The sequence below is a fragment of the Mesorhizobium ciceri biovar biserrulae WSM1271 genome (genome assembly GCF_000185905.1).
Taxonomy (GTDB): Bacteria; Pseudomonadota; Alphaproteobacteria; order Rhizobiales; family Rhizobiaceae; genus Mesorhizobium; species Mesorhizobium ciceri.
The window spans coordinates 2,998,534-3,024,138 of record NC_014923.1; the positions used below are offsets into that span (position 1 = coordinate 2,998,534).

Genomic DNA, 25,605 nt, shown 5'->3' on the forward strand with positions numbered 1-25,605 from the left:
GATGGCGGGGTGATCGCATCGCTGTTATTGATGGTGCCCACACAGCACAGGCGCCGCAGATGACATCCGATACACAGAAGGCCGAAGCGGTCGGGCAGCTGCTCGAAACGCCGGACCTTGCCAGCGCGCTCGAAAGCGAACAGTTCAAGAAGTTCCTCGACCAGGTGCCGATCGCCATTGCCGTCTCGGACCTGGGTTCGAAGGAGCGTGTCGTCTATGCCAATCCGGAATTCGAGAAACTGTCCGGCCTCAAGGCGGCGATGCTCGCTCGCCAACACTGGGCGGCGCTTTCCGGCACCGGCCTGCACAAGCAGAAGGACCGGCCGCTGTTCGAGGCCGTGGTCGAGGACACTGATTTCATCGGCACGTTCCGGCTGGAGCGGAAGGAAGGCCAACCGACTATCGTCGACGTCTATTCCAACGTCATCGAGGACGACAATGGCAAGGCCTGCTTCCGGCTGGTGGCGCTGGTCGACGTTTCGGCCCATGGCGAAACCGAAGATGCGCGATCGATCGACGAGCGCATCCGCGAGAAGGACACGCTGCTGCGCGAATTGCAGCACCGGGTGAAGAACAATCTGCAGATGATCACCGCACTGATCCGGATGGAGACGCGCAACGCGGCCGAACCGGATCAGAAGCGTTTCGAGAGGCTGGCAGGTCGCGTCGATGCGCTGGCAATCCTCTACCAGACGCTGTCGGGGGACGATGAAAAGGATGAGGTCGATCTTGGCGTCTATCTCAGCCAGATCGCGTCGGCGGTGATGAACTCGCATGCGGTCGAGGGCATCCGCCTCGACATGAAGGTCGACACCTATCCGGTGTCGATCAATGTCGCCATGCCGACCGGGCTGGTGGTGAACGAACTTTTGACCAATGCGCTCAAACATGCCTTCCAGGGACGTGACGGCGGCACGATCACGCTGCACAGCATCGTTGACGGCGATGGCTGCCGCATCGTGGTCGCCGATGACGGCATTGGCTTGCCGGACGGCGAGAGCTGGCCCAAGCGCGGCAAACTCGGCGCGCTGATCGCCCGCTCGCTGACCGAGAATGCCAAGGCGGAGTTCGACGTGACGTCGAGCGCCGGCGAGGGCACGCGGGTGACCATCCTGTTCAAGCGCTCGGCTGCCACCGCCGCTTAGCGCGCGGGAGCCAAGCGGCATAGGTGGCCGTCTCCGCTTGGCTGATCTTCGACCTGCTCATGCCGGCCTTGCCTTCCCCGCTATCTCCCTTCGCGTCAATGCCCCTACTCCAGCGGCAGGGTAGGGTGAAACCCAGGTGCATCGATGCCAGTCGCAAGCCGCGCTTTGCCGTGCTTGACAGGCTTAATTAATTTATTAACATTAGAAAATAATAGGGAGGAAGAATGGGCGCGCATCACGGAGCGATCCTGCGAATCCTGCGCGACGACGGTCCGCAGTCGCGCGCCGAACTGGCGCGGCGCACCTCGCTGTCGCCCACCGCCCTGACCCATCTGACGGCCCATCTCCTGCGGGAAGGCACCGTGGTCGAGCTCAACCAGGCCACCGCCGGCGATGCACCCGTCGGCCGGCCGGCGATCGGCGTCGCGCTGGTGCCCGACGCCCTGTCCGTGGTTGGCGTGCACATTGGCGCGGGAACGATCGACGCGACCATCACCGACCTCAGGGCCGCCTCGAAAGCCATGGCCTCGCAGCATTTCGACACCGCCACCAGCGAACCCGCCGCGGTGATCGGCATGGTGGTGCGGATCGTCGAGCAATTGATCAAGAAGACCGGCGTCGACCGTTCGCGCCTGATCGGCCTGGGGCTCGGCGTGCCGGGACCGGTGGACACCAAGCGCCGCCGCAACCTGCAGTCGGTCAATTACGACTGGAAGGACGTGCCGTTCGCCGACAAGCTCGAAACGGCGCTGCGCATGCCGGTGGTGGTCGAGCACAATGTCAGCGCGATGGCGCTGGCGGAATCGCGCTACGGCATCGGGCGCGACACGACCGCGCTGCTCTACATCTATCTGCGCACCGGCCTCGGCGCCGGCCTGGTGATCAACGGCATGCCGTTCCGTCCCGGCGGCTACGGGGCCGTCGAGCTCGGCCATGTCCAGGTGGTCGAGGATGGCGAGCGTTGCGCCTGCGGCAATGTGGGCTGCCTGGAGACGTTTCTGTCCGAACGCGCGCTGGCCCGCGCCGCCCATATCGACACGCCTCATCCCAGGCGCCTGCTGGCCGCGGTGGAGAAATATCCCGACGTCTGGAACGCGGCGCTCCGGCATCTGACGACGGCCATAGCGACGGCGACCAATTTGCTCAATCCCGATCTGATCGTCTTTGGCGGTCACCTGGCCGAAGCCCCGGAAAGCTTCATCGATCATATAAGGCGGGGCGTTCCGCCACGCGTCCTGCCGCCGATGCGCGACGTGCTGCGGGTCGAGCGGTCGAGCCTCGGTCCTGGTGCCGGCGCCATCGGTGCTGCTGCGGCGGCGCTCGACCATTTTTTCTATTCGGGAGTGTCGCGATGAGCGAAGCGTCGAAGACGACACGCTCCGGCGGCGGCTCGAACGAGGATCGGGGTATCGACTATCGCGGTCTCGCGCTCAATCTCTGCGGGCTCGTCGCCGGCATCGCCATCGGGTGGGTGCTGACGGCGGGCGGCGCGGTGGGCCTGCCGCCACCGCCACAGGTTGCGTCCAGGTTTATCGATCTGATCGCAAACGGGCAGCTCGCCACCGACATCATGTCGAGCCTTGCTCGGGTGATGACCGGCTTTCTCCTCGGCGTCATCCTGGCGATCCCGGTCGGCTTCGTCATGGGCTGGTACAAGGTCGCGCGCTCGCTTATCGAGCCGTATCTGCAGTTCTTCCGCATGATCCCGCCGCTGGCCATCATTCCGCTGGCGATCGTGACGATGGGCATCGACGAGACGCCGAAGGTCTTCGTCATCTTCCTGGCGTCCTTCCTGGCCAGCGTCGTCGCCACCTATCAGGGCGTCATCAGCGTCGACAAGACGATGATCAACGCCGCGCGCGTGCTCGGCGCCAAGGACATGACCATCTTCCTGCGCGTCATCATTCCCGCATCGACGCCGTTCATCCTGGTCGGCGTGCGCATCGGCCTCGGCTCGGCCTGGGCGACGCTGGTGGCCGCCGAACTGATCGCCGCGCAGACCGGCCTCGGTTTCCGCATGCAGCAGGCGCAACTCTACTACGACCTGCCGACCATCTTCGTCAGCCTGATCACCATCGGCCTTCTCGGCCTTGCCATGGATCGCATCCTTTTGGTGATCGAGCGCCGGCTGACCGTCTGGCAGGAGCGCGTGTGATGCCGCCCAGGATCGCCCCAAAGATCGTCTTCGACAAGGTCACGCGCCGGTTCGACCTCAAGGACAATGCCTTCGTCGCGCTTGACCGGCTGTCGCTCGACATCGCCGACGGCGAATTCGTCACCGTCGTGGGTCCGTCCGGCTGCGGTAAGTCGACCGCGCTCAACATCGCGGCCGGCCTGCTGAAGCCGAGCGAGGGCACCGTGCTGGTCGATGGCAAGGCGGTCGAGGGGCCGGGTCCGGAGCGCGGCATGATCTTCCAGCAATACGCGCTGTTTCCCTGGCTCACCGTACGCCAGAACGTCGAGTTCGGGCTGCGCATCAAGGGCGAGGAAGCTTCGCGCCGCCGGCAGATCGCCGAGCGTTTCATCGATCTCGTCGGCCTTGGCGACTTCGCCGACGCGCTGCCGAAGACGCTTTCGGGCGGCATGAAGCAGCGTTGCGCGATCGCCCGGGCCTATGCGGTCGATCCCTCGATCCTTTTGATGGACGAGCCCTTCGGGGCGCTCGACGCACTGACCCGCGTGCAGCTCCAGGACCAGTTGCTCGACACCTGGAGCCGGGAGCGGCGCACCGTGATGTTCATCACCCACGATGTCGACGAGGCGGTCTACCTCGCCAACCGCGTCATCGTCATGGCGGCGCGGCCCGGCAGGCTGAAGGAGATCATCGACGTCGGCCTGCCTTACCCAAGAACCGAGGAAATCCGGCTTTCGGTGGAGTTCATGAGCATCCGCAACCGCGTCTGGCAAGCCGTTTACCACCAGTAACAGTGACAGGAGGAGAGTATGGTGACACTGACAAGACGTAACCTGATCGCATCATCGGCGGCACTTGCCGCGTTCGCTGCCTCTGGCATCCGTGCCGGAGCGGCGGGAACGGCGGCACGCATCGGCTACAACGGCGATTTCTGGGGCGCCAGCGTTGCCGGCGTCGCGGCCGACCAGGGCTTCTATGCCAAGCACGGCGTCGATGCCAATATCAAGGTCTTCACCAACGGCCCCATCCAGGTCCAGGCGCTTGGCGCCAACAGCCTGGAATTCGGCTATCTCGGACCGGGCGCGCTGTGGCTGCCGGCGAGCGGCAAGGCCAAGATCATCGCCGTCAACGATGTCGGCTTCTCGGACCGGGTGATCGCCCAAGCCGGCATCACGTCCATCGCCGGCCTCAAGGGCAAGAAGGTCGCGATCGCGGCCGGCACCTCGGGCGACATGCTGTTGCGGCTGGCGCTGCGCAAGGCCGGTATGGCGATGACCGACCTCGACATCGTGCAGATGGACCCGAGCACCATCGTGGCGGCCTTCGCCTCCAAGCAGGTCGACGCGGCCGGCATCTGGTATCCGTTCGTCGGCATCATCCACAAGAGCGTTCCCGATCTGATGGAACTGGCCAAGAACGACGACTTTTATCCGCAGACCACATTTCCGAGCGTCTTCATTGCCCGCAACGATTTGGTCGAGGGCAATCCCGATCTCGTCCGCAACGTGGTGCGCGCCATCAAGGACGCGCAGGATTTTCGCGCCGCCAACCAGGACAAGGCGATCGAGATCACCTCCAAGCTGCTCGGCATTCCTGCCGACCAGCTGAAGACGGAAGCCGGTTATGGCCGTTTCATGACCTCGGCCGAACTGATCAAGCTAACCAAGGACGGCACCGTGAACGGCTGGTTCTCGACGATGAACGACCTGTTCAAGACCTTCGGCAAGCTCGAGACCTCGCTCGATCCCAAGGACTATTATCTGGGCGATCAATACATTTCGGCCTGACGGCCTTCTTGAAATCGCCCCTTGCAAACCGCAAGCCCCGGCAGCGAACCGGGGCCTGTTTCCTGACAATCACAGCAGCGACGAGCCATCCATGAACGTTCTCTATATCGACATCGACAGCCTCAGGCGCGACCACCTCGGCTGCTACGGCTATCATCGCAACACCTCTCCCGTCATCGACAGCCTTGCCGGCGAGGGCATCCGCTTCGAGAACGTCTATGTGTCCGATGTGCCTTGCCATCCGTCGCGCACGGCGCTGTGGAGCGGCCGCCACGGAATGCGGACCGGCGTGGTCGGCCATGGCGGCACCGCCTGCGAGCCGTTCCGCGAAGGCGCCGAGCGAGCCTGGGCCGGCACCTTCTACGAGGAAGGCTGGATGCGGGCGCTGCGCGATCTCGGCTACCACACCACGACCATCAGCAGTTTTGGCGAACGGCATGGCTGCTGGCATTGGTATGCCGGCTTCAACGAGATCATCAATCCGGGCAAGGCCGGCATGGAGAACGCCGACGAGGTTTCGGGCCTGGCGATCGACTGGCTGAAGCGCAATGGCTCGGCAAAAAAATGGTTCCTGCACGTCAATGTCTGGGACCCACACACGCCCTATCGCGCGCCGGACGCTTTCGGCGACCCCTTCGCCGACCAGCCGCTTCCCGACTGGATGACCAGGGCGGTATTCGAGAAGAGCCATGCCGGCTACGGCCCGCACAGCCCGCAGGAACCCTCGGGCTTCGACGTCGAGCCGGGCGGATCGAAATACCGGCGCATGCCGTCGCCGATCAGCGACATGGACACCGTCAAGGCCTGGTTCGACGGCTACGACACCGGCGTGCTCTATGCCGATCATCATGTCGGTCTCATCGTCGAGGAGTTGAAGCGGCAAGGCCTGTTCGACGACACGATCATCGTCATCGGCGCCGATCATGGCGAAAACCTCGGCGAGCTCAACGTCTGGGGTGATCATCAGACGGCCGACGAATTCACCTGCAACGTGCCGCTGGTCATCCGCTGGCCCGGCGCCGAGGACATGCGCGGCGTCAATGGCGGCCTTCACTATCATTTCGACTGGGCCGCCACGCTGATCGATCGGCTCGGCGGCAACGTTCCGGCGCTGTGGGACGGGCGCTCCTTCGCGCCGGCGCTTGTCGCGAAGGAGGAAGGTGGCCGCGATTTCCTGGTGCTGAGCCAGGGTGCGTGGGCAGTGCAGCGCGGCGTGCGGTTCCGGCTCGGCGGGGCCGACTGGCTGATGCTGCGCACCTATCATGACGGCTACAAGGATTTCGGCCCGGTCAGCCTGTTCAATCTGAGTGAGGATCCGCATGAGCAGCATGATCTCTCAGGCTCCCGAAGCGATGTGGTCGATCATGCCAGCCGGCTGCTCGAGGACTGGCGCAGCGCCATGGCCATCCGCAGCGACAGCGATGTCGACCCGCTGGTGACGGTGATCCGGGAAGGCGGGCCGTTCCATTGCCTTGGCGAGTTGCCGGGCTATCTCGAAAGACTGCGCCGGACCGGCCGCACCGATGCGGCAGCGGCCCTCGAGCAGCGCCACCCGGCACCGCCGCCACGGCGCAAATCGCTGAACTGACCGGCCGGCGGCACTTGGCCGTGCCCTAGCAGCCAGTTGCCGCTGCCTCACGACAGGCCGGCCGGTTCGCCCTATCTCCATGCCGCCGGTCGGGTTTGGACCCGGCGATATGGAGGATGGGATCACGTGACATCGACGCCGATTGCCCGTCGCGAAGCGGCGCCCTTGCCTGTCGCAGCACTGATGGGCGCCATGGTGTCGATCCAGATCGGCGCCACCTTCGCCAAAGGCCTGTTCCCGCAGATCGGCGCGCAAGGGACGACGACGCTCAGGCTGGTCATCGGTGCGCTGATGCTGATCGCGGTGCTGCGGCCCTGGCAGATGCGGCCCTCGCGTGCCACCATGCCGTGGCTGGTCGCTTATGGGGTGACGCTCGCCGCCCTCAACCTCCTGTTCTACGCAGCGCTGGCAAGGATTCCGCTCGGCATCGCGGTGGCGCTGGAGTTTACCGGCCCGCTTCTGGTGGCGACCTTGACTTCGCGGCGCGCCAGCGACTTTGCCTGGATCGCGCTGGCGGTGGCCGGCATCCTGCTGTTGTCGCCCTTCGTTCGTTCCTTCGCGCCGCTTGATCCGATCGGGGTGATGCTGGCGCTGGCGGCCGGCGGCTTCTGGGCGCTCTACATCGTGCTGGCCCAGAAGGCCGGCGCGGAGCTTGGCACCCGCACCACCGCCTACGGCATGGCCATCGCCGCCGTGCTGGTGCTGCCCTTCGGTGTCGCCCAGGCGGGATCCGCGCTGCTGGCGCCGTCGATCCTGGTCAGCGCGCTGCTCGTCGGCCTGTTTTCCAGCGCATTGCCGTTCTTCCTGGAGATGGTGGCGCTGACCCGCATGCCGGCGCGCATCTACGGCACGCTGACCTGCCTGGAGCCTGGGCTGGGTGCACTGGCCGGCTTCCTGTTCCTGCATGAAAGCCTGACCGCGACGCAACTGGCCGGGATCGCTGCCGTTGTTGTCGCCGCCTTCGGCACGGCGCTGACATCACGGCCGCCGGTTCCATCGCCGGAGTAGGGGAACGATTCGTCGGCACTGGGTATTTTCGAGTAATCCGAAATTCAGCCAGCCAGATCCGCGAAATCAGGCCAATCCTTGTCCAGGACGGCACTGAAATTGTCGCCTGGCGCACAAGTATTTCCGGCTCTGGACAGACCGTGATCTGGTCCAATACGGTGCGTGTCGAAATGAAGACGCGATTGTAGAAAAGGCCGGTCGTCCCTTGCAAAAGAACGTCTTCTCATCGGCGGATCTGCCGCCGCATCTGGATCATCGCGCACGCTTCGCGCTCTGGCAGGACATCCATGTCGCCGAGATATGGTCGGTCGAATACACGATTTCGGAAAGACTGTCGTTCGAAGCCGCGATCGAAGCCACCGCTGTCGGGTCGCTTGTGCTTGGGCAGATGGCCGGGACGATACGTCATGCCAGCCGCAAGGCGGGCAATATCGCCGCCGACGGTCGCGACGGCTATCTGCTGCTGGTCAACAATGGCGATACGGTGCTCAGCGGCACGCAGATTGGCCGCGATTATCACGTCGGCAAAGGCGAGGCCGCCCTGGTCTCGGCTTCGGAAGCGTTGCAGATGACCGGCGGCGACAACAATGTCTGGGCCAATGTGGTGCTTCCCCGTGCCGTGCTGGAAAATGCCTTCGCTCATATAGAGGATCGGCTGGCGTTGACCGTCGGCGCCGACAATGAGGCGCTCGGCATGCTCAAGCGCTATTGCAGCTTCCTGGAAGCAGGCCCGGCCCTGGTCTCGCCCGACCTCATCGGCCACGCCACCGAAACCATCGTCGACCTGATCGGCCTGGCGACCGGCGCCAAGGGCGAAGCGGCCGAACTGGCGGGCCTGCGCGGTCTGCGCGCGGCAAGGCTGCAGGCCATACTGCAGAAGATGCGGGACAATTTCGCCGATCCCGCCATTTCGGCGCAGGGCGTTGCCGGGCAATTGCGGCTCTCGGTCCGCTATGTCCATGACCTGCTGCAGGAAACCGGGGTGAGCTTTGCCGAGCGCATTCTCGAACTGCGCTTGCAAAGGGCGCATCGGATGCTGTCCGACAGGCGCAACGACCGCATGCGGATCAGCGAGATCGCGCTGCTCAGCGGTTTTTCCGACGTGTCCTATTTCAACCGCTGCTTCCGCCGCCGCTTCGGTTCGACGCCGGGCAGCGCCAGATAGTTTCCGACAGCCACCGAATGCACGGCGCGCCGATCGACTGAGGCTGAAAAGCCACACCGACCGGGAAAGCGCCGTGGTGCTTTCCCCGACAATTCGGGTGCGGCCCAGCCCAAGACGCGGCCGGCGGACAATGCAACACCGGATTTCTCGACAACAGCTGGATCTCCGCAGCTCATTTGTGCGGCGGGGAAGCAACATGGGGCAGCACACAACAATGAAAATTCTTCTTCTCGCTACAGCCATCATTCTCGCGCCGGCCGGCATGGCATGCGCGGCGGATATTGCTGAAACCTCGCCTACCTCAGCCTACGACTGGTCCGGCCTCTATGCCGGCGTCGACATCGGCTACGCGGCCGGAAAATCCAATCTGTTCATCGCCGGCGGCGGACTGGGCGGGGCCACCGATCTCAACGTTGGCGTCGATCCGAACGGATTTATCGGCGGCGTCCATATCGGCGCGAATTACCAGATGGAGAACAGCTTCGTGATCGGCGCCGAGGCCGACATTGCGTATGGCAACATAGATGGGCTGACGGCCCTCGACGCCGGCGGCGGCGGCGGCGTCACCACGTTGCTCAAGAGCGAACTCAAATGGTCCGGGTCGGCGCGGCTGCGGGCCGGCTATGCTTTCGATCGGACCTTGCCCTACATCACTGCAGGCGTCGCTGCGGCCAAGTATGAGCTTATTGCGGTCAGCGCCGGTGGCCCTGCCGCCGAAGTAACGCTCCACAGCGACAGCCATGTCGGCTGGACGGTTGGCGCCGGCATCGAGCACGCCTTCACCGACAGGTGGATCGCTCGAGCTGAATATCGCTACTCGGACTTCGGCAGCCAGGACCTCTCGGTGGCCGCCGGCCTGCCCACGGAAACCCATGTCGACCTCCAGACACAGGATATCCGGGTCGGGCTCAGCTACAAGTTCTGATCCGCTGAAGCTGCTGATCTCCCCTTGAGGGGGGGGTGAGGAGTGGTCCGCGCAGCGGACGGAAAGCCAATCGCTTGGCTTTCCGAACGACGAACGCCTGGAGCGAAAGCGAAGGGCCGGTTCCGGCAGGCCAGAGGGGGCGGTCCGGCTGGGCTCGGCCTGCTGTTGCGGATGACGTTGGCGCTTTACGCGCGGCGACCCCCTCTGTCGTCTCCGTGGCGCTTTGTTCTTGATCTCACGGTTAGTGGCACGCGAATAGGCGTCGAGCGGAGCCGCAGGGTCAGCGCCGGGCGAGCGGGACGGCACAGACATCGGCGGTCCTTGATGCTTGTCCATGAAATCCGCGAAGTCCAGAAGGATGCGGGCGGCGGTGAACCGGGCAAGTTCCTTATTGTTTGTCTTGTCGTAGATAGACCCTGCCGAGGAAGGCCGGCTCGCCGGAGCGCCGGCCGCCCAATGAGCCTGCCACCAGCACGACAAGCGTCAGCAAGTACGGCAAAGTCATCATGAGATAGACAGGAACGTCGGCGCCTATGGCTTGTAGTCTAGGCACAAGCGCATCCGCGCTTCCGAAAAGAAGCGCACCCCAGAGAGCTCGAGCCGCGTTCCAGCGCGAAAAGATGACGAGCGCAACGGCAATCCAGCCGCGCGACGCGACCATTCCCTCCACCCAGACATGACTTGTGGCGACTGAGAGATAGGCTCCGGCGAGACCACAAAACAGCCCGGACGCCAGGACAGCCCCGAACTGAACCAGTTGCACGTCGATACCCGCGACATCCGCGGCGGCCGGGTTTTCCCCGACGGACCTCAACCTGAGGCCATGTCGGCTTTTGGAAAGCCACCACCAGAGCGCGCCGACCAGGGTCGGCAGCGCCAGCGTAACCGGGTCCTGCACCGCGAAAATGCGGCCGAATGCCGAACCGCGGTCTATCCCGAAGAGGTCGCCAAGTGTGGAAATGCCAGAAAAGGTCTTCTGCACGTAGGGTCGCCCCACGACCCCGGTGATGCCCAGTCCGATTGCGACGACGGCTAGGCCGGCGAGCGTATGATTGGCGCGCAAGGCGACTGTCGATATTCCAAACAGCAGAGCGAGAGCCATCGCGGCCGCTGAGCCGGCGGCAAGACCAACCCAAGGATCGGCTCCGGAAAGCACCGTCATCGCGCCGGTCAAGGCACTGATCGCCATGAGCCCTTCCGCTCCAAGATTGAGAACGCCGGCTCTTTCGCAGATAATGAGGCCGAGGCTCGCCAGCAGCAACGGTGCCGCATAGCTCGGAATGATGGCAATCCAGCCGATCAGAAAATCCATGCAACTGTCCCTTCCTAGTTCTTGGGCCGTTTGAGCGAATAGGAGCTGAAGAACTGCGCCATCAAAATCGACATCAGTACCGCGCCTTGCATCAGCACGATCATCGCTTCGGAGATCGAGTAGAAAACCTTCAGGACATTCCCGGCGGTGAACACCGCGCCGAGCGCGAAAGAGATCACGACCACCCACAATGGCTTCGCGCGGGCCAGGTAGGCGATCACGATCGCGCTGAAGAGATAGCCGTTGCCGACGGACTGGTTGAGGCGGTGCTCCGTCCCCGCCACGATCATCATGCCGGCAACGCCTGAGAGAGCGCCGGAGAGCAGCACGAGCCCCACGGCTATGCTGAGCACCGGCAGGCCCGTGGCGAGCGCGGCCTTGGCGTTGAAACCTACAGCATCCGCGTAGAAGCCGACCCGGCTGTGTTCCATGACGAACCAGATGGACAATGCGATAACGGCGACCAGGAAGATTCCGGCATGCAACTGCCCCCATCCCAGAACGAGAAACCAGCTCGCCTCGGGAAAGGTGGCGGTCACGGGAAAGCTGTTGGAAGGGTCTCTCCAGACCCCGAACAGAAGATGCTGCACGAGCAGAAACGCGACGCTTCCCAGCAGCAGGGTCGAAATAACCTCGTTAACGCCCCACTTGAGTTTCAGAAAAAGCGGAATCGCAATCCAGGCGGCTCCCGCAAGCGCCGCCAGAACGAACATCGTCGGCAACCTCAGCACTTCAGGCCCGCTGCCGTTCAGCGCCACCCAGGTTGACGCGATCGCGCCGAGCCATAGCTGGCCCTCCACGCCGATGTTCCAAAACCGCACGCGCATGGCAACGCCGGAGGCGAGGCCGACTAGCACCAACGGTAAAGCGGCCGTCGCCGTCTGGGAGAGGCCGTCCGAGGTCAGAAAAGTTGCAATCAGGAACTCATCCACAAGAGCGCTTGCCGGCACGCCCGCATGCACGAGCAGCACCGCCGAAACCGTCAGCCCGACCAACAGTCCGCCAACATAACTGAGACTGGTCAACAAGAAGCCGGGATTTTGCCTGCGAACAAGGAAAGCTGTGTCAAGCATGGCCTGCTAAAAGGCCTCCTATCCATTCAGGCGTGACGTCGCCGGTCTGACGGCAGCCGGCGATCCTTCCTCTGTTCATGACGGCCACCCGATGGGACAGGGACATGACCTCCTGGAGATCCTCGCTGATCAGAAGGCAAGCCGCGCCGGCTTCCACAGCTCTGCGGATCGCCGATCGGACGAACTCGGCCGCTTTCATGTCCAGCCCGCGAGAAGGGGAATGCGCTATGAGAACCTTCAGGCCGTGATCGAGCTCCCGCGCGAGCAACACTTTCTGCGCGTTTCCTCCCGAGAGCAAAGAGGCCGGCCGTTCCGGCGTCGCGCCGCGGATATCGAACGCATCGATGGCCTCGGCGGCCTTCTCGCGCATCGCCCGCCGGCTCAGGAGAAACGGGCCGCCGAAGCTACCGCTGGCGACGGTCGTGAGCGCGAGATTGTCGGCAATGGAAAGCTCCCGGATCAACCCGCTGTCAAAGCGGTCGGAGGGGATGACGCGCAAGCCGGCCTCGCGGCGCTGGTCTGGCTTGGCGGTGGATATGTCCTGGCCATCCAGTACGATCGCGCCGGCGCCGGCACGGTCGAGTCCGAGAAGGCAGGCAACGAGTTCCTCCTGCCCGTTCCCGCCGACGCCGGCGATGCCAAGGATTTCGCCTACATGCAGCTCGAACCCGAGATCGTTCAGGCTTTGCCCGTGAGCGGTCGCCCGTGCGGAAAGCCTTTCCACGCTCAGACACACATCACCCGGCCGAGATAACGGCCTGCCCGCAACCGTCAAGGCATCGCCGACCATCAACCGCGCCACCTCCGCTTCGGTGACGTTCGCAACCCGCGCACCCTCAAGTACGGTCTCGCCGTGCCGCATGATCGTTACCCGGTCGCAGAAAGCGGCAACCTCCCGGAACTTGTGCGTGATCAGAACCACGGCGTGACCTTGCCTCGACAATCGTTGGGCAAAAGAGAGGAGCGTGCGCGCTTCCTCGTCGGTCAGCACCGCCGTCGGTTCGTCCATGACCAGAATTCGGGCGCCCAGAAGCATGACCTTGATGATCTCGGCGCGCTGGCGTTCGGCGATCGAAAGATTCGCTACCAGCTTGTGCGGATCGACGGGCAGGCCGATCTCGCTCGACTTGGCGGAAACGATCGCCGCCGCATCGGTCAGCGTTTTCACAGCAGCCTTGCGGCCGAAGCCGAGGAGAACATTTTCGGCAACCGTAAAACTCTCGACCAGCCGGAAATGCTGATGGACCATGCCGAGACCGGCGGCGGCGGCTTCCAGCGGGCTGCGCAAACTGATCGCTTCGCCGTCGATCGATTGGTCGCCCCCGTCTGCTACATAGACGCCGGCCGCCACGTTCATCAAAGTGGACTTGCCTGCACCGTTCTCACCGACAATGGCATGCACCTCCCCCCATTCGAGACAGAAGGACGCATCGCGGAGCGCGGCTTTGCCGTCAAACGACTTGCCTATGCCGCGCATCAACAGAGCCGCCGGCGTGCCCAGCGGTTGTCGCATGTCGCCCGCTTGCTGAAGCGCCGTCGTCATTACTTCGCCGGCATGGTGCCGATGACACCGTCGACGAAATAGTCCATCGACCAGAGCGCCGCATCGTCGACCTTCCCGCCGACATCGACAACGATGGTGCCGTCTTGCTTTTTCAGAGGGCCCTGGAATGGATCAAGCTTGCCGGCGATGATCTCCTGCTTTGCTGCCTCGACCTTTGCCTTGGTCTCCTCGGAAACCGAGGGGCCAAAAGGAGCAAGCTCGACCACGCCGGTTTCAAGGCCTTCGAAAGCGCCGTATTCCTCGGGTTTCCAGTTGCCGTCGATGATCTCCTTGATCGTCGGCACAAGATATTTCTCCCAGCGGAAGATGACGGAGGTCTGGATCGTCCGCGGCGCGGCATGCGACATGTCGAGCTGAAAGCCTATCGAAGGAACGCCTGCCTTTTCGGCGGCGTCGAGCGCCGAGGTCGCGCTCAGATTCGTGGCGAGCACGTCGGCCTTCTGGTCGAGAATGGCCTGGGCGATCTGCCCTTCCTTCACCGGGTCCCACCAGGAGTTGGCGAAGACCGCGACCGTTTCGATCGTAGGATCGACCGAACGGGCCCCGAGTGCAAAACTGTTGATATCCCAGTTCACCACGCCGACCGGAAAGCCGGCGAGGATGCCGATCTTCTTTGTCTTCGTCGCCTGTCCTGCCGCGATGCCTGCAAGGTACCAACCCTGGTAAGTGCGGGCATAGAAGCTTTCCATGTTGGCCCCATTCTCCGTGCCCGAAGCACTGAGAAACGCCACATTCGGATAGGCTTTGGCCGCTTCGGCCATTGGGGCGCTGTAGCCATAGGTGGTGCCGATTATGATGTTGAAGCCGCGCTTGACGTAGAGATCGATCGCCGCGCGCAGCTTCGTGGCCTCTTCCGGTATGTTCTCCGTCACCGAGACGGGCACCTGTAGCTGTTCCTCCAAGGCCTTGCGCCCGGCCTCGAGGGCTTCGTTCCATCCGCCGTCTTGCGCTGAACTTGCGTAGATGAACGCGACCTTGGGCGCCCCTTCCAGAGTAAAGGCATAAGCGCCGGACGTAGCACAGAATACGAAAACCGTGGCCGCCGCCGCGAACAGGCGAACTGAGTCGGACGGCTTCGTGTTGCGCTCTTTCATTTCGTGGTTCCCCTTGTTTTTCTTTGATTTTCTCAGCCGGAAGCACGCCGCGCCCATGCAGCTTCCCTGCACGGTGACGATTGCCGCCGGAGCGTCTTTTTTGATTTGGCAAAAGCGAATTGGCTCTTGTGCAGTGCATAACAGCCGATTACGTTCGTTCATGCAACAAAAATAATCATGCTCATTTTTTGGGCACTTTGTGCAGAAATGTGAACGATCAAATGAACACCGATGCTCTGGCATCATTTGTAAAAATCGCGGAACTGCGGTCATTGTCGGCCGCGGCGAAGTTGTACGGCCTGCCCAAATCCACGCTCAGTCTCCGGCTCAAGCAGCTTGAAGACGATCTGAAGGTCGCTCTGTTCGAGCGCTCCGGCCGTGTCCTGTTGCTCACGGAAGCAGGGCAAACCCTGCTCGGGCACGCGCGGCAGATCCTGCAAAGCTGCGATACGGCGCGGGCCGCCGTGACGGAACTGAGCGACGACGTGACGGGAACCTTGCGGATCGGCGCCACGGGGGAGTTCGGCACGGCCTACTACACGCAGATGCTCATGGCGTTCAGAAAGCTCTACCCCAAGGTGGAAATCGAACTCACCTTCTTTTCGCCGCACGTTCTCTACGCGCCAGAGAGCCTCGATATGCTCGACGCCGTGATTTCATGGGACGAAGGTATCGAAGTCGGCGAAACGCTCTCCACCGCAAAATTCGCACTCTTTGCCAGCAAGAGTTATGTCGAGCGTGCCGGGATGCCACGAAAACCCGCCGATTTGGCGGAACACCAGGGCATTGTCTATCGCACCTCGGCGGGCCTGCAGCACTGGCGGCTACAGAAAGGTACCGCGCAGGAAAGTATCTTGCCGCGCAGCAACCTGATCGCCAACGAATACTGGACTATCAAGTACTTCGCCGTTGCGGGCGAGGGCATTGCCTATCTACCGCACTTCTTCACCACGATCGAGTGTGAACGCGGCCACCTCATTCCGTTGCTCGACACATGGGAGTCCGCGGAAAAGCGGGTCAGCATCCGCATATCGCGCCCGCACGCCCCATCGCGTAAGATGACCGCGTTCATGGATGTCTGCGGCCGCTACTTCTCGCCCGGCTTCGTTTTCACGGGGCCGCGCTACTACGTCGAAACAATCTTCGATGCAAGCCAGCAAGAAAAGGGAACAGAAAAATGAAGGTCCTTGAAACCGGTAATGGCGCGCGTGCAATGAAAGGGGGAGGGCTCGACCCGCAGCGTGTCAGCTTCGACAAGATCCCGATCATCGATCTCGAGCCCATGTTCGCAGGCAACGAGGCGGCCAAGCGAAAGCTCGCCCAGGAACTACGCAAGGCCTGCACGGAAGTCGGCTTCCTCTATATCAAGAACCATCACGTTCCGAAGGATGTCATCGATGCCACGTTTGGGGTGGCGGAGGTGTATTTCGCCGAATCCGATGACGTGAAGATGGAGAATCACGTTTCCAAGTCAAAGAATAATCGCGGTTATGCGGCAATATTGGAAGAGAATACGGATCCGACCGCGCGCGGAGACCTGCACGAATCCTATGATATTGCGCTGGATGTGCCAGCCGACGATCCGGACGTGAAGGCCGGCAAAGTACTCTACGGTCCCAACCAGTGGCCAGCGGGCAGGCCGGAATTCCGAACGGCACTGGAAGCCTACCATGCCGAGATGCTGACGCTGAGTGGCCACCTGCTCCATGCCTTTGCTCTGGCTCTTGGGTTGGAGGAGACATATTTCGACCTGCTGGTCGGCAAGCCGCTCGCAACTTTGCGGGTGCTCCACTATCCACCGCAGTTTGGCGAGATCGATGACCGCCAGATCGGCATTGGGGCGCATTCGGACTATGAGTGCTTCACGATCCTGGCCCAGAAGGATGGTATTTCAGCCTTGCAGGTACTGAATGCAACTGGCGAGTGGATTGCGGCCGATCCCGTCCCCGGCTGCTTCGTCGTCAATGTGGGAGATCAGATGGCGCGTTGGACCAATGACCTTTTCGCCTCGACCGTCCACCGCGCGGTGAACCGTTCCGGCAAAGAACGCTATTCGATCCCGTTCTTCTTCGGTCCAAACTATGATGCCGTGATCGAGGTGCTTCCCAGTTGCATTGATGAGGATCATCCTGCGAAGTACCCTCCGATCACGTCGGGCGAATACGTCAACGGCCGCTTCAAGGCGACATTTGCGCACTATGCCGCGCAAAGCGAGGCCGGCGCCGAAACCGCGGCTTAAGCGGATAATCCTGTCATGCGCGGCCGCTCCTGTGGCCGCGCATCGCATACCCGCCGTCCGTCGACCGAGATCAATATGATAGCACCCTCGATGGGTAGCGTCGGGTTAACTGATTAGCCATGGCGTCACCAGAAGAACCCATTTCGGTTTGACGGTGGATGTGGCTAATTTTTCGGCTTTGAGGGCTTGGTGGAGCGCGGTCTTGCCGATTTGGGCTTTGAGCAGCAACGGAGCAGAAAACCTGCATAAGGAAGTCACGGCTCGTCGTCCGGGTCAGCGGTTTTCGGATCGCGTGGCGGGCCTCGGTTTCGGCTATGGCCGCGGCAAGGCACAGCCAGTCGGCGATGCTGAGGGGGGTAATGTTTTCAGGGGGCATTTTGCCGGTGCCAAAATGGATGTCGCTCATGGTCTTACCCCTCGATGGTTGCGCGAGTGCTGAAGGTGAAAGTGTGGAGGGAGCACCACCGCCCGAAGCTGCGGCCTGGCCTCCCCACAAGGGGACCCTCAAGGGGGAGATCGGCCACCGCCCTTAAATCAGCTTCTCCAGCGTGATCGGCAGATCCCTGATCCTCTTTCCCGTCGCATGGAACACCGCGTTGGCAATCGCCGGCGCCACGCCGACAATGGCCAGTTCGCCAACGCCCTTGCCGCCGAGCACCGAGGAATGCAGGTCGGGGATGCCGACCGAGATCACCTCGATGTCGGGGATGTCGGCATTGGTCGGCACGAGGTAGTCGGCGAGGTTGTTGTTGACGATGCGGCCGTGGCGGCGGTCGACGATGCCTTCTTCGAGCAGCGCCTGGCCGATGCCCATGATGATGCCGCCCTTCCATTGGCTTTCGGCAAGTTTCGGGTTGTAGAGCCGGCCCGAATCCAGCGCCGACACCACACGCGATACACGCACCGTGCCAAAGTCCTCGTCGACGCGCACCTCGATGAAATGCGCGCACCAGGAGTGGCGGGAATAGTCGCCCTCGGTGTGCGGCACCGACATGGCGATGGTGGTGTAGTTCTTGTAGCGATCCTCTGGCGTCGAATTGGCCGGCATGGTGTCGCCGGTGGCTTCGATGTGGTCGCGGCCGACGCTCTTGAGCAGTTCGGCGACGGAGACATCGGGGCCGTCGCCGCGCGGCGAAGCGATACGGCCATTGGCGACGACCAGCGTGTTGGCCTGCAGCGCGTGGAAGGGCGAGCGTGGATCGCTGATGGCGAGGCCCACCAACTGGTCGAGGGCCGAGGTTGCCGCCTTGTAGACCGCACCCGTCATCACGCCGGCCAGCCGCGAACCGCCGGTGACGCCGGCGCGCGGAAAGCGGGAGTCACCGAGCTTCACCACCACGTCGTCAGCTCGCACGCCGAGCGTTTCGGCGGCGGTCTGCGCCAGGATGGTGTAGGTGCCCTGGCCCATGTCGATCGAGGAGCTTTCGACCTCGACCGAACCATCGGCCAGGATGCGCACGAGCGCCTCGCCATAGGCGCGTCGCACCGGATAGGTGCCGGCGGCGACGCCCCAGCCGATCAACTGGTTGCCGTCGCGCATCGAGCGCGGTTCGGGTGTGCGCCTGGACCAGCCGAAGCGTTCGGCGCCTGCAGCAAAAGCCTCGCGCAACTGCCTGGTCGACCAGGCTTTTTTGGCATGTGGATCCTGCTCGGCATAGTTTCGGAGCCGGATCTCCAGCGGATCGATGCCGACCTCGTAGGCAAGCTCGTCGATGGCGCTTTCGATGCCGAAGGCTGAGGGGTTTTCGCCCGGCGCGCGCATGGCGCCTGGCACCACCGAATTGACCCGTACGACATTCTGCTTCGAGGAGAAATTCGGCGTTGTGTACATGATCGAGGTGACCGATCCGAGCGGCTCGACCCACATGCCGTCGATGGATGTTTCATTGACGCCGCGATGCACGATCGACTGGATCTTTCCCTGCACGTCGGCGCCGATCGTCACCGTCTGGCGCGTCGCCGCGCGGCCGCCATAGCCGGTAAAAGTCTGCGGCCGGGTCATCACCAGCCGCACCGGCCGGCCGAGCATTTTGGCCGCACAGGCGGCCACCGCGCCATGGCTGAGCGCCAGCGCCTTGGAGCCGAAGCCGCCGCCAATATAGGGCGACACCAGCCGCACGTTCTCGAACGGCACACCGAACCACTCGGCATAGGTGCGCGCCATGCCGTCCAGCCATTGGCTCGGCTCCCACACGGTGAGCCGGTCGCCCTCCCAGCGGGCGATCAGGCCATGCGGCTCCATCGGCGCCTGGTACTCGCGCGGCGTGTTGTAGGCGGCGCAGATGCGGACCGGCGCCGAGGCAAACGCACCTTGCGCGTCGCCCCACTCCTTGGTCATGGCGTCGATCGCGATGCCATCGCCGGCCTTGCCGTCGCTGAGGTCAACGATGGCAGGCGTTTCCTCATAGCTGACCTTGACCAGTGCCGCCGCCGCGACCGCCCGCTCGAAGGTCTCGGCGACCACGGCGGCGACATGCTGACCCGAAAAGGTGATGTCGCGCGCGAGTGGGCAATACGGCTTGTCGGGCGGCGGCGTGCCGAACCAGTCCGCCGCGGTTTTCAGGCTGATGATGGTGTCCGGCGTCAGCACCTGCAGCACGCCGGGCGCCACCTCGGCGGCAGTGGTGTCGATCGCGCGCACCTTGCCCGATGCAATCGTGCTCTCGACCAGGACGGCGTAGGCGAGGCCTTCGAGCTGCTGCTCGACGGCGTATTTCGCCGCACCGGTGATCTTGGCCGGGCCGTCGATGCGCGACAGCCGGCCGCCGACGGCTTCGGCAAAAGCGCCGTCGGACGCATCCCCATGCCTGATGTTGTGAACGGTCATGCCGTCTCTCCCAATTTGCGGATGGCGCGGGCGACGACGCGCGGCGCCAGTTCGACCTTGTAATGGTTGGCGCCATGGTCGACAGAGCCTTCGACGGCGAGCAGGCTGGCGGCGCGCACAGTGTCCGGCTCAAGCACCTTGCCCTTCAGCGCGTTTTCCACGGCCCGCGCACGCCACGGCTTGGTCGCGACGCCGCCAAGCGCGACGCGCAAATCGCGGATCGTTCGGCCGTCAGGTTCGAACTCAATGCCGACCGCCGCGCTCGCGGCGGCAAACTCATAGGATTGCCGGTCGCGGATCTTGAGATAAGTCGAACGCCGGGCAGAGGCCGAGCCGGGGATCTCGATCCCGGTGATCATCTCGCCCGGTTCGATCGCATGTTCCCGATCCGGCGTGGTGCCGGGCAGCAGGAAAAAGTCGTCGACCGGGATGTGGCGCTCGCCCAGATGCACGATCGCATCGAAGGCGACCAGCGCCACGGCGAGGTCGCCCGGATACATGGCGATGCACGCGTCGCTGATGCCAAGCACCGCATGGCCACGGGTAACGCCGCCGATCGCCGAACAGCCAGAGCCGGGCTGACGCTTGTTGCAGGCGGGGAAATTCGCCGGGTCGCGGAAATAAGGGCAGCGCGTGCGCTGCATCAGATTGCCGCCGATAGTCGCCATGTTGCGGATCTGCGCGGAAGCCGCCTGCCACAGGGCTTCCGATACCGCAGGAAAGCGGCTTTTGATGTCGGCATGGTCGGCGACATGGCTCATCCTGGCCAGCGCGCCGATGGTGGCGCCGCGTTCGTTCACCTCGATCCTGTCCAACCCTTTGAGATGAGCGATGTCGACCAGCGTCTCGGGCTCGGCGACGCCGCATTTGGCGAGGTCGATCAGCGTGGTGCCGCCGGCCAAGAGCATGGCGCCGGGCAGGGCGGCCGCCTGGCGTGCCGCATCGAGCGAATTGGCGCGCACATACGAAAAATCCCTCATGATGCGGCCTCCAATGCTGCCTGGCGGACAGCGGCGACGATGTGCGGATAGGCGCCGCAGCGGCAGAGGTTGCCGGCCATATACTCGCGGATTTCTTCGTCGGAGCCGGCATGGCCTTCGCGGATGCAGGCGACCGCCGACATGATCTGGCCCGGCGTACAATAGCCGCACTGGAAGGCGTCCTGTTCGAGGAAGGCAGCCTGCACGGGATGCATTTCGCCCTCCCGTGCAAGCCCCTCTATGGTGGTGACGGTGCGGCCCTCGACTTGTGCGGCCAGCGTCAGGCAGGCCAGCACGCGCTCGCCGTCGATATGCACGGTGCAGGCGCCGCACTGGCCGTGGTCGCAGCCCTTCTTGGTTCCGGTCAGGCCGAGGCGATCGCGCAAGGCATCGAGCAGCGTGACGCGCGGCTCGAGTTGCAGATCGTGATCACGGCCGTTGATGTCGAGATGAACTGGGATCGTTGTTTTGGTCATGGGCGTCGGGCTCCAGTTGCTTGACGCGAAGTCGTTGATTTCATCTTTGGCAGCCGGCGGGGACCTGGCGCCGGCTGTGCGGCCCTTCGCTGCCGCTCCCCGCCTTCGGGCGTTCAGCCCCTTAAAAAGGTCCACTGGACTTTTTGGTGCGCCCGAAGGCGGACCGGGCCTTCACCATTCGTCGTTCGGGAAGCCAAGCAATTGGCTTCCCATCCGCTAGGTGGACCACTCCTCACCCCAGCAGGTCCTCGATGCGGACCGGAAAGCGCCGCGGCCGCACGCCGGTCGCATGCCAGACCGCATTGGCGACGGCGCCGGCCGTGCCGGTGATGCCGATTTCGCCGACGCCCTTGATGCCGAGCGCGTTGACGTGAGGGTCGTCCTCGTGGACCAGCAACGCCTCGATCGATGGAACGTCGGCATTCACCGGGACATGATATTCGGCGAGGTTGGCATTCTGGATCCGGCCAGAGCGCCGGTCGGTGATGGCTTCCTCATGCAGCGCGAACGAGACGCCCCAGATCATGCCGCCATAATACTGGCTGCGCACCAGCCTGGGATTGATGACCCGTCCGGCGGCGAACGCGCCGACCAGCCTTGTGACACGGATCTGGCCAAAATCCGGATCGACCTTCACCTCGGCAAACACGGCGCCGTGCGCGTGCTTGGCATAGGCCTCCTGAGACGCCGGGTCGGGAGCGCCCTTGCCGTGGCCCTCGATCTCGGTGAGGCCCGCGCGCGTGAGGATCTCGGCGTAGCTTTCACCGCGGCTTTCATCGTCGCGCCGATAGAGGCGGCCGCCGCGCGCCAGCACGCCTTCATTGCCGGCGCCGTAGAGCGGCGAGCCCTCGTCGCCGGTGGCGAGATCGGCGAGCCTGGCGATGACGGCGGCGCCCGCATTGTGGATCGCCATGCCGGCCGTCGCCGTGTGGCCGGAGCCGCCGGCAATGCCTGCATTGGGCAGATCGGAACTGCCGGCCCTGAAATCGACCTGGTCGATATCCAGTCCCAGTCCGTCGGCGGCGATCTGGGCGAAGGCGGTCCAGGCGCCTTGCCCCATGTCCTGAGCGCCGGTCTCCATCACGCCGCTGCCATCGGCTCTCAGCACCGCCCGCGCTTCGGCCTGGAACATGATCGCCGGGAAGGTCGCCGTGCCCATGCCCCAGCCGGTCAGGAAACCGTCGGCGTCGCGCATCAGCCGAGGCTGAATGGGGCGGCTCGCCCAGCCGAACGTCTCGGCCGCTTGCCTGTAGCATTCGCGCAGCGCCTTGGAGGAAAACGGCTTGCCGGTCATCGGCTCGACCTCGGCATAGTTCCGCAGCCGGAATTCCAGCGGGTCCATGCCGCAGGCGTAGGCTGCCTCATCGATAGCGCTCTCCAGCGCGATCGAGCCGGTGGCTTCGCCGGGCGCCCGCATGAACAGCGGCGTACCGGTATCGAGCCGCACCGCATCGTGCGAGGTGGCGATGGCCGGGCTGGCATAGAGTGTGTGCGAGGCATCCGCCGCCGGTTCGAAGAAATCGTCGAACGTGCTCGACGCGGTCTTGGCGTGATGGTCGAGTGCCGTCAGCCGCCCTTCGCCATCCATGCCCATGCGCAGCGTCTGGCGCGTCGGCGCACGGTGGCCGACCGGCCCGTACATCTGCTCACGCCGCAGCACCAGCTTGACCGGACGGCCGACGAGACGCGCCGCCAGGATGCCGAGCACCTGCGGCCCGGAGATCATGCCTTTCGAACCGAAGCCGCCACCCAGGAACGGGCTGCGGATGTGGATGTTCTCCGGCGCGATGCCGAACAGGCCGGCGATGCGGCCCTGCGCCATGGCAAGGCCCTGGCTCGGTGTGTCGATCGACAGTGTGTCGCCTTCCCAGGCGACGACGATCGCATGCGGCTCCATGGCGTTGTGGTACTGGGCCGGCGTCTCGTAGGTGGCTTCGATCCGCGTCTTTGCCGATTTGAGGCCGGCCTCGACATCGCCCTTGTGCTGCACGGCCGGACCGCCGACGCCGACAGCACGCGGGACGATACTTTCGGCGCCGTCGAGGCCAACGCGCGCCGGCATCACTTCATAGCGCGGCGACAGCAGCGCCGCCCCCTCGGTCGCCGCCTCCAGCGTCTCGGCGATCACCACGGCGATGCTCTGATTGGGGTAGCGGACCTGGTCGTTCTGCAAGAGGTCGAGCCGGAACATGAAGGGATGGTCCTTGGCGTCCGGATCGGCGGCGAGCGCTGGCCGGTTCTTGGGCGTCATCACCTCGACCACGCCCTTGTGTGCCTTGGCCGCCTCGACATCCAGCGCAGCGACGCGGCCGCGCGCGATGCTAGAGACAGCGAGCACGGCGTAGAGCATGCCGGGCGGATGGTTGTCGGCGGCATAGCGCGCGGCTCCGGTGACTTTCAGAAAGCCGTCGCGGCGGGTCAGCGGCTGGCCGATGCTGGAGCCTTGCCGGGCATGGGCGGGTTGCTGGTTGAGGCTGAGTTCAAGCGTCATGGCGCGCTCCAGGAATGTTCGAGAACGGGGAGGCAGGAAGGGCCGGCAGACGCTCGGGCGTTCCCGAAAGCGCAGAGATCAGCGCCCTGATCACGATGCGGCGGGCAAGCTCGATCTTGAAGGCATTGTCGCCGGAAGGGCTGGCATCGGCCAAGGCAGCGTCCGCGGCGCTGGCGAAGGTCGCCTCGCTGGCGTCCGCGCCAAGCAGGACGGCTTCCGCCGAGCGTGCCCGCCACGGCTTGGCCGCGACGCCGCCCAGCGCCAGCCTTGCGGCGCGGATCTTGCCGCCGTCGACGACAAGCGCTGCTGCGGCCGATACGACGGCAAAGGCATAGGAGGTGCGCTCGCGGACTTTGAGGTAACGGGCATTGGCGGAGAAGGAGGCAGCCTCCGCCGGCAGGCGCACCGCCACGATCAGGTCGCCAGGCTCCAGCGCATTCTCCCGCTGCGGCGTTTCGCCGGGAAGCCGGTGAAATTCCTCCAGCGAAACATGGCGCCGGCCCTTCTTGCCTTCGATCTCGACCACGGCGTCGAGCGCCACCAGCGGCACGCAGAAATCCGACGGGTGGGTGGCGATGCAGGCGTCGCTCCAGCCGAGCACGGCGTGCAGGCGGTTTTCGCCTTCCAGCGCGTCGCAGCCGGTGCCTGGCTGGCGCCTGTTGCAGGCGCTGGCTGTGTCGTAGAAATAGCTGCAGCGCGTGCGCTGCAACAGATTGCCGCCGACGGTGGCGGCGTTGCGAAGCTGCGCCGAAGCGCCCGACAGCAGCGCCTCGGCCACCGCCGGATAGGATTTGGCGAACGCCGGATCGTAGGCAAGGTCGGCGTTACGCACCAGCGCACCGATGCGCAGGCCACCATCGTCCAGCCGTTCGATGCGGTTGAGTTCCGGCAGCCGGGAGATGTCGACGATACGCTCGGGACTGGTGATGCCGCCTTTCATCAGGTCGAGCAGATTGGTGCCGCCGGCGAGATAGGCCGAGCCCGGCTCGGCTGCCGCGGCGATGGCGTCGGGGATGGTGGCGGGCCTGATGTAGTCGAAGTCTCTCATGCCGCGGTCCTCCGGTCGGCTTTGACAAGCTGTTGCTGGGCTTCCAGGACGGCCTCGACGATGCCGCCATAGGCCGCGCAGCGGCATATGTTGCCGCTCAGCCCCTCGCGGATGCGTTCGGGGTCGTCGCCGGCCTGGCCCTCGGCGATCAGGCCGAGCGTGCTCATGATCTGGCCGGGTGTGCAGAACCCGCACTGGAAGCCGTCATGGGCGATGAAGGCGGCCTGCACCGGATGCAGTTCCTCGCCGTTGGCGACGCCTTCGATGGTCAAGACCTGGGCGCCGTCATGGCTGACCGCCAGCGCCAGGCATGAGTTGATGCGCTTGCCGTCGACCAGCACCGTGCAGGCGCCGCATTGGCCGCGGTCGCAGCCCTTCTTGGTGCCGGTGAGATCGAGCCGCTCGCGCAGCAGGTCGAGCAGGGTTACGCGTGGATCGACCTCCAGTTGGTGTCGGTGGCCATTGATGGTGAGGGTAATGGGAAGGCTGGTCATGGGCGTCTGGCTCCAGTTGCTTGACGCGGATGGGATTGAACTGGTGCCTTGCCGCAGAAGGGCAAGGTAACCGTTGGGTCAGGTCTTGACGGCGAAAGCGGAGATGGCGGATCTCCCGCGAGGCAGGCGGGCAGGGGAGATGTCGGCTTGCGTGTTCGAAAGACGTGACATACCGGTTCCCCTGATTATATGATAAAGGTGCTCCACTAAAACGGAGGCGCCTCCGTTTATTACGTGGTGGCTGACCCTGCCGGG

General features: G+C 64.1%; 22 protein-coding genes. 11 read left to right on the forward strand and 11 right to left on the reverse strand.

The genetic code is table 11. The annotated features are described in order from the left end of the window. The first annotated feature begins 59 nt into the window (after window positions 1–59). The 9 genes from MESCI_RS14445 (at window position 60) to MESCI_RS14485 (ending at window position 9,752) form a co-directional block, all read left to right on the forward strand. On the forward strand, window positions 60–1,145 hold the full coding sequence (locus MESCI_RS14445; protein WP_013530685.1) for a sensor histidine kinase: 1,086 nt from the start codon (window positions 60–62) through the stop codon (window positions 1,143–1,145). Window positions 1,146–1,369: 224 nt separating this feature from the next. Further along, window positions 1,370–2,500: an ROK family transcriptional regulator gene (locus tag MESCI_RS14450; RefSeq protein WP_013530686.1), complete on the forward strand. Its 1,131-nt coding sequence runs from the start codon at window positions 1,370–1,372 to the stop codon at window positions 2,498–2,500. Further along, window positions 2,497–3,300: an ABC transporter permease gene (locus tag MESCI_RS14455; RefSeq protein ID WP_013530687.1), complete on the forward strand. Its 804-nt coding sequence runs from the start codon at window positions 2,497–2,499 to the stop codon at window positions 3,298–3,300. Before MESCI_RS14450 ends, MESCI_RS14455 begins: the two co-directional genes overlap by 4 nt. An 11-nt stretch (window positions 3,301–3,311) precedes the next feature. Further along, a complete protein-coding gene (locus MESCI_RS14460) occupies window positions 3,312–4,070 on the forward strand; it encodes an ABC transporter ATP-binding protein (protein ID WP_164920036.1) in 759 nt (252 codons plus the stop codon). A gap of 27 nt (window positions 4,071–4,097) precedes the next feature. Next, the gene (locus MESCI_RS14465) at window positions 4,098–5,066 is read left to right on the forward strand and encodes an aliphatic sulfonate ABC transporter substrate-binding protein (RefSeq protein WP_420845288.1); all 969 of its coding nucleotides are present in this window, start codon (window positions 4,098–4,100) and stop codon (window positions 5,064–5,066) included. A gap of 91 nt (window positions 5,067–5,157) precedes the next feature. Continuing rightward, window positions 5,158–6,654: a sulfatase gene (locus MESCI_RS14470; protein ID WP_013530690.1), complete on the forward strand. Its 1,497-nt coding sequence runs from the start codon at window positions 5,158–5,160 to the stop codon at window positions 6,652–6,654. Between the two features lie 126 nt (window positions 6,655–6,780). Next, a complete protein-coding gene (locus MESCI_RS14475) occupies window positions 6,781–7,662 on the forward strand; it encodes an EamA family transporter (protein WP_013530691.1) in 882 nt (293 codons plus the stop codon). Window positions 7,663–7,867: 205 nt separating this feature from the next. Next, window positions 7,868–8,827, forward strand: a complete 960-nt coding sequence (locus MESCI_RS14480; RefSeq protein ID WP_013530692.1) for an AraC family transcriptional regulator — start codon at window positions 7,868–7,870, stop codon at window positions 8,825–8,827. 214 nt (window positions 8,828–9,041) lie between these two features. Next, window positions 9,042–9,752 carry an outer membrane protein gene (locus MESCI_RS14485; RefSeq protein ID WP_164919905.1) on the forward strand — a complete coding sequence of 237 codons (711 nt, stop codon included), beginning with the start codon at window positions 9,042–9,044 and terminating at the stop codon, window positions 9,750–9,752. A gap of 388 nt (window positions 9,753–10,140) precedes the next feature. Here the strand turns inward: MESCI_RS14485 and MESCI_RS14490 are convergent, their stop codons facing one another. From MESCI_RS14490 to MESCI_RS14505, 4 genes are read right to left on the reverse strand one after another with little or no spacing between them, the layout of a single operon-like run. Next, complete coding sequence (locus tag MESCI_RS14490) at window positions 10,141–11,064, reverse strand: ABC transporter permease (RefSeq protein ID WP_013530694.1); 924 nt, start codon at window positions 11,062–11,064, stop codon at window positions 10,141–10,143. Window positions 11,065–11,078: 14 nt separating this feature from the next. Next, a complete protein-coding gene (locus MESCI_RS14495) occupies window positions 11,079–12,137 on the reverse strand; it encodes an ABC transporter permease (protein ID WP_013530695.1) in 1,059 nt (352 codons plus the stop codon). After that, window positions 12,130–13,680 carry an ABC transporter ATP-binding protein gene (locus MESCI_RS14500; RefSeq protein ID WP_013530696.1) on the reverse strand — a complete coding sequence of 517 codons (1,551 nt, stop codon included), beginning with the start codon at window positions 13,678–13,680 and terminating at the stop codon, window positions 12,130–12,132. Before MESCI_RS14500 ends, MESCI_RS14495 begins: the two co-directional genes overlap by 8 nt. Next, window positions 13,680–15,041 carry a BMP family ABC transporter substrate-binding protein gene (locus tag MESCI_RS14505; RefSeq protein WP_164919906.1) on the reverse strand — a complete coding sequence of 454 codons (1,362 nt, stop codon included), beginning with the start codon at window positions 15,039–15,041 and terminating at the stop codon, window positions 13,680–13,682. The genes MESCI_RS14500 and MESCI_RS14505 overlap by 1 nt, the downstream gene beginning before the upstream one ends. Here MESCI_RS14505 and MESCI_RS14510 point away from each other — a divergent pair. Both MESCI_RS14510 and MESCI_RS14515 read left to right on the forward strand, forming a co-directional pair. Beyond that, window positions 15,017–15,976, forward strand: a complete 960-nt coding sequence (locus tag MESCI_RS14510) for a LysR family transcriptional regulator (RefSeq protein ID WP_013530698.1) — start codon at window positions 15,017–15,019, stop codon at window positions 15,974–15,976. The two genes, MESCI_RS14505 and MESCI_RS14510, sit on opposite strands and share 25 nt — an antisense overlap. After that, window positions 15,973–17,034: an isopenicillin N synthase family dioxygenase gene (locus MESCI_RS14515; protein ID WP_164919907.1), complete on the forward strand. Its 1,062-nt coding sequence runs from the start codon at window positions 15,973–15,975 to the stop codon at window positions 17,032–17,034. The genes MESCI_RS14510 and MESCI_RS14515 overlap by 4 nt, the downstream gene beginning before the upstream one ends. Window positions 17,035–17,104: 70 nt before the next feature. Here MESCI_RS14515 and MESCI_RS14520 read toward each other — a convergent pair whose 3' ends face one another. From MESCI_RS14520 to MESCI_RS14550, 7 genes are all read right to left on the reverse strand, one after another. Next, a complete protein-coding gene (locus MESCI_RS14520; protein ID WP_127224178.1) occupies window positions 17,105–17,440 on the reverse strand; it encodes a hypothetical protein in 336 nt (111 codons plus the stop codon). Between the two features lie 123 nt (window positions 17,441–17,563). Continuing rightward, entirely contained in the window at window positions 17,564–19,861 is a 2,298-nt protein-coding gene (locus MESCI_RS14525) for a xanthine dehydrogenase family protein molybdopterin-binding subunit (RefSeq protein WP_013530700.1), read from the reverse strand. Further along, on the reverse strand, window positions 19,858–20,841 hold the full coding sequence (locus MESCI_RS14530) for an FAD binding domain-containing protein (protein WP_013530701.1): 984 nt from the start codon (window positions 20,839–20,841) through the stop codon (window positions 19,858–19,860). Before MESCI_RS14530 ends, MESCI_RS14525 begins: the two co-directional genes overlap by 4 nt. Next, complete coding sequence (locus MESCI_RS14535; protein WP_013530702.1) at window positions 20,838–21,317, reverse strand: (2Fe-2S)-binding protein; 480 nt, start codon at window positions 21,315–21,317, stop codon at window positions 20,838–20,840. The genes MESCI_RS14530 and MESCI_RS14535 overlap by 4 nt, the downstream gene beginning before the upstream one ends. Window positions 21,318–21,549: 232 nt before the next feature. Further along, the gene (locus MESCI_RS14540) at window positions 21,550–23,808 is read right to left on the reverse strand and encodes a xanthine dehydrogenase family protein molybdopterin-binding subunit (RefSeq protein WP_013530703.1); all 2,259 of its coding nucleotides are present in this window, start codon (window positions 23,806–23,808) and stop codon (window positions 21,550–21,552) included. Further along, a complete protein-coding gene (locus MESCI_RS14545) occupies window positions 23,798–24,856 on the reverse strand; it encodes an FAD binding domain-containing protein (RefSeq protein WP_013530704.1) in 1,059 nt (352 codons plus the stop codon). The genes MESCI_RS14540 and MESCI_RS14545 overlap by 11 nt, the downstream gene beginning before the upstream one ends. Beyond that, a complete protein-coding gene (locus MESCI_RS14550; protein WP_013530705.1) occupies window positions 24,853–25,350 on the reverse strand; it encodes a (2Fe-2S)-binding protein in 498 nt (165 codons plus the stop codon). Before MESCI_RS14550 ends, MESCI_RS14545 begins: the two co-directional genes overlap by 4 nt. Window positions 25,351–25,605: the final 255 nt, after the last annotated feature.

Excerpts from the sequence above, each read along its gene's own strand:
- MESCI_RS14445 (WP_013530685.1), top strand. The coding sequence starts at position 60 with ATGACATCCGATACACAGAAGGCCGAAGCGGTCGGGCAGCTGCTCGAA.
- MESCI_RS14450 (WP_013530686.1), top strand. The coding sequence starts at position 1,370 with ATGGGCGCGCATCACGGAGCGATCCTGCGAATCCTGCGCGACGACGGT.
- MESCI_RS14455 (WP_013530687.1), top strand. The coding sequence starts at position 2,497 with ATGAGCGAAGCGTCGAAGACGACACGCTCCGGCGGCGGCTCGAACGAG.
- MESCI_RS14470 (WP_013530690.1), top strand. The coding sequence starts at position 5,158 with ATGAACGTTCTCTATATCGACATCGACAGCCTCAGGCGCGACCACCTC.
- MESCI_RS14485 (WP_164919905.1), top strand. The coding sequence starts at position 9,042 with ATGAAAATTCTTCTTCTCGCTACAGCCATCATTCTCGCGCCGGCCGGC.
- MESCI_RS14490 (WP_013530694.1), bottom strand. The coding sequence starts at position 11,064 with ATGGATTTTCTGATCGGCTGGATTGCCATCATTCCGAGCTATGCGGCA.
- MESCI_RS14495 (WP_013530695.1), bottom strand. The coding sequence starts at position 12,137 with ATGCTTGACACAGCTTTCCTTGTTCGCAGGCAAAATCCCGGCTTCTTG.
- MESCI_RS14500 (WP_013530696.1), bottom strand. The coding sequence starts at position 13,680 with ATGACGACGGCGCTTCAGCAAGCGGGCGACATGCGACAACCGCTGGGC.
- MESCI_RS14510 (WP_013530698.1), top strand. The coding sequence starts at position 15,017 with ATGAACACCGATGCTCTGGCATCATTTGTAAAAATCGCGGAACTGCGG.
- MESCI_RS14505 (WP_164919906.1), bottom strand. The coding sequence starts at position 15,041 with ATGATGCCAGAGCATCGGTGTTCATTTGATCGTTCACATTTCTGCACA.
- MESCI_RS14515 (WP_164919907.1), top strand. The coding sequence starts at position 15,973 with ATGAAGGTCCTTGAAACCGGTAATGGCGCGCGTGCAATGAAAGGGGGA.
- MESCI_RS14520 (WP_127224178.1), bottom strand. The coding sequence starts at position 17,440 with ATGAGCGACATCCATTTTGGCACCGGCAAAATGCCCCCTGAAAACATT.
- MESCI_RS14525 (WP_013530700.1), bottom strand. The coding sequence starts at position 19,861 with ATGACCGTTCACAACATCAGGCATGGGGATGCGTCCGACGGCGCTTTT.
- MESCI_RS14530 (WP_013530701.1), bottom strand. The coding sequence starts at position 20,841 with ATGAGGGATTTTTCGTATGTGCGCGCCAATTCGCTCGATGCGGCACGC.
- MESCI_RS14535 (WP_013530702.1), bottom strand. The coding sequence starts at position 21,317 with ATGACCAAAACAACGATCCCAGTTCATCTCGACATCAACGGCCGTGAT.
- MESCI_RS14540 (WP_013530703.1), bottom strand. The coding sequence starts at position 23,808 with ATGACGCTTGAACTCAGCCTCAACCAGCAACCCGCCCATGCCCGGCAA.
- MESCI_RS14545 (WP_013530704.1), bottom strand. The coding sequence starts at position 24,856 with ATGAGAGACTTCGACTACATCAGGCCCGCCACCATCCCCGACGCCATC.
- MESCI_RS14550 (WP_013530705.1), bottom strand. The coding sequence starts at position 25,350 with ATGACCAGCCTTCCCATTACCCTCACCATCAATGGCCACCGACACCAA.